We start from the raw sequence: 716 nt of genomic DNA on the forward strand, positions 1-716 counted from the left end.
GGCGGGTCGGTGGCGTCCGGGGAGTCGGTGGCTTCCGCGCGCGCCATTTTCACCAGCGCCGCGTGCAATTCCTTCGCCGACGCACCCGCGCGCTCCCCCCGCAGGACCACCTCGGTGAAGCCCTCCACCAGAGCCCGGCCGGGGTCGAGCAGACCGGCGCCGCTGCCGCCGCGGAGAAGGGACTCGTTGATCAACGTCCGCAACGCTTCTTGACGGGCCCGGAAACCACCCGCGACGTCCAACGCCCTCGCGAACTCGCGGACGACCGTCGAATACACCGGCCGCTCGACAGGTCCGCGCTTACGAAAGATCCTTCGCGTTTGCTGTGTAGTCGCCCCGACCGGCGGATGCGGGGCAGGTTTGGCCAGTAGGAGCCAAACCTCGGCCGGCCGATCCACCACCGTGGTCGGGTTCGGCCTCGGACGCGATTCCGGATCGTCGGTGAGCTCCACACCCCGCAGCGGAATCGGGTATTTCGCCAGCAGGTCATCGATGGCGGAAACGATCTCACGGACCGCCTGCGCGTCCACATCCGCCGCATCGAACCCGACGATTTCCAAGCCGTGGCGCTCCGACATCTCCCGGGCGATCCGGCTCACCTCGGAAGCGTCGGTGGTGTCGATCTGCGGCGTGCGTGGGGGGCGCTGCCTGGTGTCGGTCCGCTCGCTGCGCACCCGAGTAGGCCGCTGCTCGGGTGTGGGGTTGCGGTGCTCGGG

At 69.4% G+C, this 716-nt stretch carries 1 protein-coding gene; it reads right to left on the reverse strand.

Annotation, left to right across the window (positions count from 1 at the left end):
* A partial coding sequence (locus HOV91_RS39225) for a hypothetical protein (RefSeq protein WP_174190203.1) occupies positions 1–716 on the reverse strand: 716 nt, incomplete at both ends.

It is taken from the genome of Nocardia barduliensis (assembly GCF_013315795.1).
GTDB lineage: Bacteria > Actinomycetota > Actinomycetes > Mycobacteriales > Mycobacteriaceae > Nocardia > Nocardia barduliensis.